3 protein-coding genes are annotated in these 7,035 nt (G+C 76.0%); 1 reads left to right on the forward strand and 2 read right to left on the reverse strand.

Going from position 1 to position 7,035, the window contains the following annotated elements:
- Positions 1-1,918 (forward strand): SpoIIE family protein phosphatase (locus tag EF918_RS30110; protein WP_125652097.1); only part of this gene is annotated, 1,918 nt, incomplete at its 5' end.
- Here the strand turns inward: EF918_RS30110 and EF918_RS30115 are convergent.
- On the reverse strand, positions 1,896-4,661 hold the full coding sequence (locus tag EF918_RS30115) for an AAA family ATPase (RefSeq protein WP_185921986.1): 2,766 nt from the start codon (positions 4,659-4,661) through the stop codon (positions 1,896-1,898). The genes EF918_RS30110 and EF918_RS30115 overlap by 23 nt on opposite strands.
- A 263-nt stretch (positions 4,662-4,924) precedes the next feature.
- Complete coding sequence (locus EF918_RS30120) at positions 4,925-6,661, reverse strand: S8 family serine peptidase (RefSeq protein ID WP_125652099.1); 1,737 nt, start codon at positions 6,659-6,661, stop codon at positions 4,925-4,927.
- Positions 6,662-7,035 lie beyond the last annotated feature (374 nt).

The following is a 7,035-nucleotide window of genomic DNA, read 5'->3' on the forward strand; positions in this document are numbered from 1 at the left end:
GCTCTTCCCCGACCCGCCGCCCGGCACCCCCGGCCCGGCGGCCCAGCTCGCCGCCCACGCCCGCGAGCGGGGCTACTGGCGGGCCAGACTGCCGGTCCGGCACCGCGACGGCACCGTGTTCGACTGCGGCTTCCGGGTCTTCCCGGTCTCCGAGGCCGCAGGCGGCGGCACGGTCCTCGGCCTGTCCAGCCGGAGCGAGGAACTGGACCGGGTCAAGAACAACCTCGTGTTCCTCGACGCCCTGTTCAAGACCTGCCCCGCGGGCCTGGCCATGCTCGACGAGGACCTGCGCTACGTCCACGTCAACCAGGCCCTGGCCGACATGGACGGCGCCTCCGTCGAGGAGCATCTCGGCCGCGGGGTCGGTGACTTCCTGCTCACCCAGGACGGCGGCGAGTACGAGCGGATGCTGCGGGCCGTGGCCGAGGGCGGCCGCCCGGTCGTCGGCGCCCTGGTGGGCCTGCGCACCCCCGGCCGGCCCGACCGGGACCAGGTCCGCTCGGTCAGCTTCTTCCCGCTGACCGGTGCCGTCGGCACCCGGCCCGGGCTGGGCGGCGTCCTGATCGACGTCACCGACCGGGAACGGGCCCTGGTCGAGGCCAGCGCCCACCGGCAGCGGCTCGCCCTGCTGGACCGGGCCGCCGCCCGGATCGGCACCACCCTGGACGTCCGGGTCACCGCCGCCGAACTGGTCGACTCCCTGGTCCCGGACTTCTGCGACGGCGCCGTCGTGGAGACCGTGGAGTGGCTGGACGAGACCGAGGACTTCCGCCCGGACCTGCCGCTGCGCACCCACCGGATCGCCGCCGGCACCGTCCTGCCCCCGCCGGCCCCCGAACTCGTCGCCGGCCGGGAGCGGGTGACCTACCCCCCGGGCTCCACCGTCCACCAGGCCCTGGAGACCGGCCGGCCCGTCCTGTTCGACGTGGACGAGGAGTTCTTCACCCGGACCGTGCTCGACGCGGGCCGCGCCCGGATCCTCGCCGAGAGCGGGGTGGTCCGGCTGATGATCGCTCCGCTGATCGCCCGCGGCACCGTCCAGGGCATCGCCATGTTCGGCCGGTCCGCGGCCCGCCCCGCCTTCACCGAGCAGGACCTGTCCCTGGCCGGCGAGCTGACCTCCCGCGCGGCCGTCTGCCTCGACAACGCCCGGCTGTACAGCACGGTCCAGGACATCGCGCTCACCTTCCAGCGGGCCCTGCTGCCCAGCGCCGTCGCCCAGTGCCCCCATCTGGAGGTCGCCCACCGCTACTTCCCCGGCAGCCGGGTGACCGAGGTCGGCGGCGACTGGTACGACGTCATCGCCGTGCCCGGCGGACGGGTCGCGCTGGTGGTCGGCGACGTGATGGGCCACGGCGTCCCGGCCGCCGCGGCCATGGGCCGGCTGCGCATCACCACCAAGGCGCTCGCCCGGATCGGGATGGAGCCGGACCGGCTGCTCACCGAACTCGACGGCTGTGCCCGCGAGGCCGGCATCGAACTGGCCACCTGCTGCTACCTCCTCCACGACCCTGCCACCGGCCACGCCCGGATCGCCGGCGCCGGCCATCCGCCCCCGCTGGTCCGCCGGCCGGACGGCACGGTCGACAGCGTGGACGAGGTCCTCGGCGTGCCGCTCGGGGTCGGCGGGGTACCGTTCCGGACGACCGGGATCCACCTCACGGACGGCTCCGTCCTCGCCCTCTACACCGACGGTCTGGTGGAGTCCCGGGACCAGGACATCGACGCGGGCATCACCGCCCTGCGCACCGCGCTCGCCGGGGCCACGGGCGGGCTGGAGGAGATGGCCGACGCCGTCATCGGCCGGATGCTGCCCGACGCCCCCACCGACGACACCGTCCTGGTCCTGGCCCGGGTGCACTCCGTGGCAGCGCCCGGGGCGGACCCCTGGGACGTCAGCCGCCCCGCAGGGCCGTAGCCAGCTGCGCCCGGGAACGCACGTCGAGCTTCTGGTAGATCCGGGTCAGCCGGGCCTCGACCGTCTTGACGCTGACGAACAGCTTGTCCGCCGCCTCCTGGTTGCTCGCCCCCTGGCTCACCAGGACCGCGAGCCTGGCCTCCGCCTCGGTCAGCAGCCCCGTCACCCCCGTCGGCCCCGGCCGGGGCACCGCCCCGGCCGCCGGGGTCTCGCGGGCCAGCGCCGCCCACGGCGTGGCCCCCGCCCGGTCGAACACCGCGGCCGCCTCCTGCAGGGCGGCCCGGGCCGGGGCGCGGCGCCGGCGGCGCCGCTCCACCCGGGCCAGGGCCAGCAGCGTACGGGCCCGCTCCAGCGGCAGGTCCAGCGCCTCGAACCGCTCCACCGTCCGGTGCAGCAGGGCCACCCCCGCCTCGGCCTCGCCGGTCGCGGACCGCAGCAGCCCCTCGGCCCGGTCCAGCGCGGCCGTCACCGAGACGCGGCGCAGGTCCTCGGCCACCGTACGGACCGTGGCCAGCAGCGTCGCCGCCTCGCCGGGCGCGTCGGCCGCGACGAGGGCCTCGGCCAGTTCCCCGTGCCAGCGCAGCACCGACGGGTCCACCACCTGCTGCGCGGCCTCCAGTTCGGCGACCCGGCGCAGCGTCGCCACGGCCCGTACGGTCTCCCCGGTGGCCAGTTCGACCAGCCCCAGCGCGTACAGGCTGCGGGAGAGGAACACCTGGTCCTGCTCCTCCTGCGAGGCCTGCACCCCGCGCCGGGCGTACCCGGCCGCCCGGGCGAAGGAGCCGCCCATGGACTCGGCCATGGCCATCACGTACCAGGCGGGCCCGGGCGACAGACCGGCCTCGATGGTCAGGTCCAGGGCCCGCCGGGCGTGCGCGGCGCCCGCCGCGCACCGGCCGCTGCGCAGTTCCACCTCGGTGAAGCTGCGCAGCACCTCGAAGACGTCCTCGGCCGAGCCGGTGCGCTCCGCCGCCGGCAGCAGCACCAGCAGCTGGGCGCGGGCGTCGGCCAGCCGGTCGTCGAACAGGGCGTGCCGCACCGCCAGGTACTGCGGCGCGTGCCGCATCCCGAGCGGCACCTCCGGGGCGGGCAGCGCCAGGGCCTCCGCCAGGATGTCCTCGGCCTCCGGATCGCCGAGGATGCGGCCCATCCGGGCCCGGACGGTCAGGGCCATGGCCTCGGCCACCTGGTCCCCGCCGGTCGCGGCGAGCGCCCCGGCCTCGGCGGCGGCGTCCCGGGAGCGCACCGGGTCCCCGTCGCTCAGGTTGAGCTTGGTGGCGATCCGGAGCTGGACCGCGGCCTGGAGCGCGGGGTCCCCGGCGGCGTCGGACAGGGCGTGCGCAAAGGTTTCGTCGAGGTCGGCGAGGGCCTGCCCGGCGGCGTCGATGACGGCGAGCCGGGCCCGGACCCGGTCGGCGGGGGAGGCGTCGCGGGCCAGCACCGCCCGGGCCGCCCGGCGGGCCAGGTCGGCCCGTCCGGACCAGCCGGCGTCCTCGGCCGCGGCCACCAGCCGGGCCAGCGCCTCGGCCGGGCGGTCCACCGGGGTCCGGTCGGCGGCCAGCAGCCCGAGCTCGGCGGCCAGCGCCCGGTTGCCGCGCCGGCGGCAGGCGGCCGCGGCCCCGGTGACCTCGGCGGCGAGCGCCTCGTCGGGGGTGTCCACGGCCAGGGCCCGGTGTCGTACGGCCTCCACCGGGTCGTCGACGGCCCCGGCCAGGGCGGCGTGCGCGGCGGCCCGTTCGGACCAGCCGGCGTCGGCGGCCAGGGCCGCGCGCAGTGCGCCGGCGGTGAACTCCACCGCGCCGTCCTCGGCGACCGTGACCAGCGCGGCCCGCTCGGCGGCGGCCAGTTCCGCCTCGGCGTCCGGGCGTCCGGCCCGGCGCAGCAGCGCCGTGGTGGGCCGGGTGGCGAGCGCGGCCACGAGCAGGGTGCGGTGGGCGCGGGCCGGGGCCTCGCCGAGCAGTCTGCGGGCCACCTCCCGGGCCTGGCCGGAGACGGGCAGGGCGTCGGCGTGGTGCGCCCGGCCGGCCCGGGCGGCCTCGGCGAGCGAGTGGCCGAGCGCCAGCGCGAGCCGTGGGTTGCCGCCGCTGGCCTGGTGGATCCGGCCGGCCAGCCGGGCGGGCAGGCCGTGGCGGACCAGGAGCTCGGCCAGTTCGTCGGCGCCGAGCGGGGGCACCCGTACGGCCGTGGTGCCCGGGCCGCACAGGGACTCGCCGACCGGGGCGCCGCCCTGCACGCACTCGGCCACCAGCAGCCGGACCCCGGGCGGGGTCAGGCGCAGGGCGAAGCGGAGCAGGTCGGTGCTCTCGGCGTCCAGCCACTGGGCGTTGTCCAGCACGATCAGCACGGGCGCGGAGGCGGCGAGGGTGCGCAGCACCTCGGCGACGGCCAGGCGCAGGGCGACGTGGTCGCGGCCCTCGCGCGGCGCGTCGGCCTCGCGGCGCAGCACGGCGATGGCGCTGCGCTGGGGTCCGGCCAGGGCGCACAGGGCGGCGGGGGGTACGGAGCACAACAGGGCCGCGGCCGAGGCCTCGGGGATCCAGCGGTCCACGGGTTCCGGCGCGAGCCGCAGCACGGTCTCCCCGCGGGCCTCGGCGGTGGCCGCGACGGCCGCGGCCACGGCGGTCTTGCCGGCGCCGGCGGGCCCGGTGACGAGGGCCCGGCCGCGGGCGGTGAGCGCGCGGTCGACCGCCTCGACCAGTTCTCCGTGCCCGACGGTCGCGTCAGCGTTGCCCGTCGCCCCCACGCACAGCCACCCGCCTTTCCCGCGCCCTCGTCCCTGTGCCGTTCCTGTGAGCGTGAGGATACGAGGTCGGCCGCGCGGCGTACCCGGTCTGTGACGCAGAAATCAGTGCCGGCCCCGGACACACCTGTGGGCCCGCCGGTACGGATGGTACCGGCAGGCCCACAGGCGGAGTTGGTCCGGACGCCGAGACTCGATGGTCCGGACCTTTGTGGGGGGTGGCGGATCAGGGGTCGGCCCGGGGGCCGACGGCCGGGGAGCGGTCCTTAGAAGCCGAGGCTCCAGGAGTCGATGTACCCGGTGTCGGCGGCGGCGGTGTCCTGGACCCGCAGCTGCCAGGTGCCGTTCGCCGGCCAGGCGGAGGCGTCGACGGTGAAGGTGGTGATCACGTTGTCGGCGCTGTCGCTGGAGGAGTTCAGCAGGCGCTTGGTGGCACCGTTCGGGCCCACCAGGTCGATCACCAGGTCACCGCGGTAGCTGTGCTTGATGTCGACGTTGACCTTCAGGGCCGCCGGGGCGTTGCCGGTGCGGCCGGAGACGATGATCGAGGAGGACACGGCGCCGCCGTTGTCCGGGATCGCCACGTCGTTGGTGTTCTCGTACGCGGTGACCGGGCCGGAGACCACGGCCGCGACGGTCTTGGCCGCGTCGGCCAGGCCCGCGCCGCAGCCGCCGGTGCAGGTGCCGGCCAGCGGACGCGCGTTGGTCTTGATCGCGGACTCGATCTGGGCCGGGGTCAGCGAGGAGTTCGCCGACTTCAGCAGCGCGGCGAGACCCGCGATGTGCGGGGCGGCCATGCTGGTGCCCTGGTAGGGCTTGTACGTCTCGGAACCGGGGGTGGTGGTGCCGGTGTTCAGCGTCGAGAGGATGGCGTTCTCGGGGGTGGTGACGGTGCCGGGCGTGTCGGTGGCACGGCGGGTCTCACCGCCCGGCGCCGCGATGTCGACGGTCGCGCCGTAGTTGGAGTAGTACGACCGGTCGCCGGTGCGGTTGGTGGCCGCCACGGTGATGACGTTGTTGCAGCTCGCCGGCGAGAAGTTGGCGGCGTCCGCGTTGCTGTTGCCGGCCGCGACCACGACGGTGGTGCCGCGGGAGACGGCCGCGTTGATGGCGTTCTGGTAGCTGGTGCCGCAGGTGCCCGAGCCGCCGAGGCTCATGTTGATGACCTTGGCCGGGGTGGGGTTGGCCGGGATGCCCGCGACGGAGCCGCCCGAGGCCCAGGTGATGGCGTCCACGATGTCCGAGGTGGAGCCACCGCACTTGCCGAGCACGCGCACCGGCTGGATCTTGGCGCCGTACGCGATGCCGGCGACGCCCTTGCCGTTGTTGGTGGCGGCGGCGATGGTGCCGGCCACGTGGGTGCCGTGCCAGGAGGAGTCGCTGGCCTTGGAGCCGACGCCGCACTCGCCGGCCGCGGACCAGTCGCCCTGGTCGGCCGGGTTGTTGTCGCGGCCGTTGCCGTCCCGGGCGTAGGTGCTGTCGGAGATGAAGTCGTAGCCCGGCACGATGTTCGCGGCGAGGTCCGAGTGGGCGACGTAGCCGGTGTCGATGACCGCGACGGTGACGCCGTTGCCGGTGGTGGTGTCCCAGGCGGCCGGGACGTTCATGCCGGCGGTGGCCTCGAAGAGGTCCCACTGCTTGGCGTACTCGGTGTCGTTCGGGGTGGCCATCGCGTACGCGCGGGTGTCCGGCTCGACGTAGGCGACGTCCGGGTCGGCCTTGAACTGGGCCATGACCTTGGCGGCGTCGGCCGGGGCGGTGGTGCCGCCGAGGCCCACGAGGGCCGCGCCGGTGCCGAGGCGGCGCTCGAAGGAGACACCCTTGCCGGCCTTCTTGCCCTTCGCCTGGGCGTCGGTGGCCGCGGCGGAGTTGGACGTGGCCTCGGAGGCGGACGCCTTGTAACCGACGATCAGGTTCTGGACCGGTGCGGCCGGCTGCTGCACGTTCGCGGCCGGCGCGGGCTCCACGACCGGCTGGACCACGGCCGCGGCGCTGGTGGCCATGCCGCCGAGCAGGGCGGCGGAGATGGCCACCACGGATATGAGCCTTCGTCTGGGTGCGTGCACGTTTGTTCCCTTTCGCGGCGTTCCGGGCAGGCCGGAACGGCCGGTTGGTGCGCTGTGGGAGGTGGCGCCGCCACGGGCGGCGGCGGGACCGGGGACGGGCTCCGGTCGCCGCCGCTCGCCACGTCGCCCCGTGCCGCGGCGGCGGCTCGGGGCAACAGCGGTTCCGGGATCCCTCCCGGGCCGTCGCACGTTCCCGCCGTGTGGGGGTGGCGGATGAACGGTCACGGCCGGAAGTGATCGCCGGTGGGCAGACAGTAGGCAAAGCCGGGATGAACTCGATACGGGGAAAACCCTTGTCCCCGCCCTCGGGC

Source organism: Streptomyces sp. WAC06614, from assembly GCF_003949795.1.
Lineage (GTDB): Bacteria > Actinomycetota > Actinomycetes > Streptomycetales > Streptomycetaceae > Streptomyces.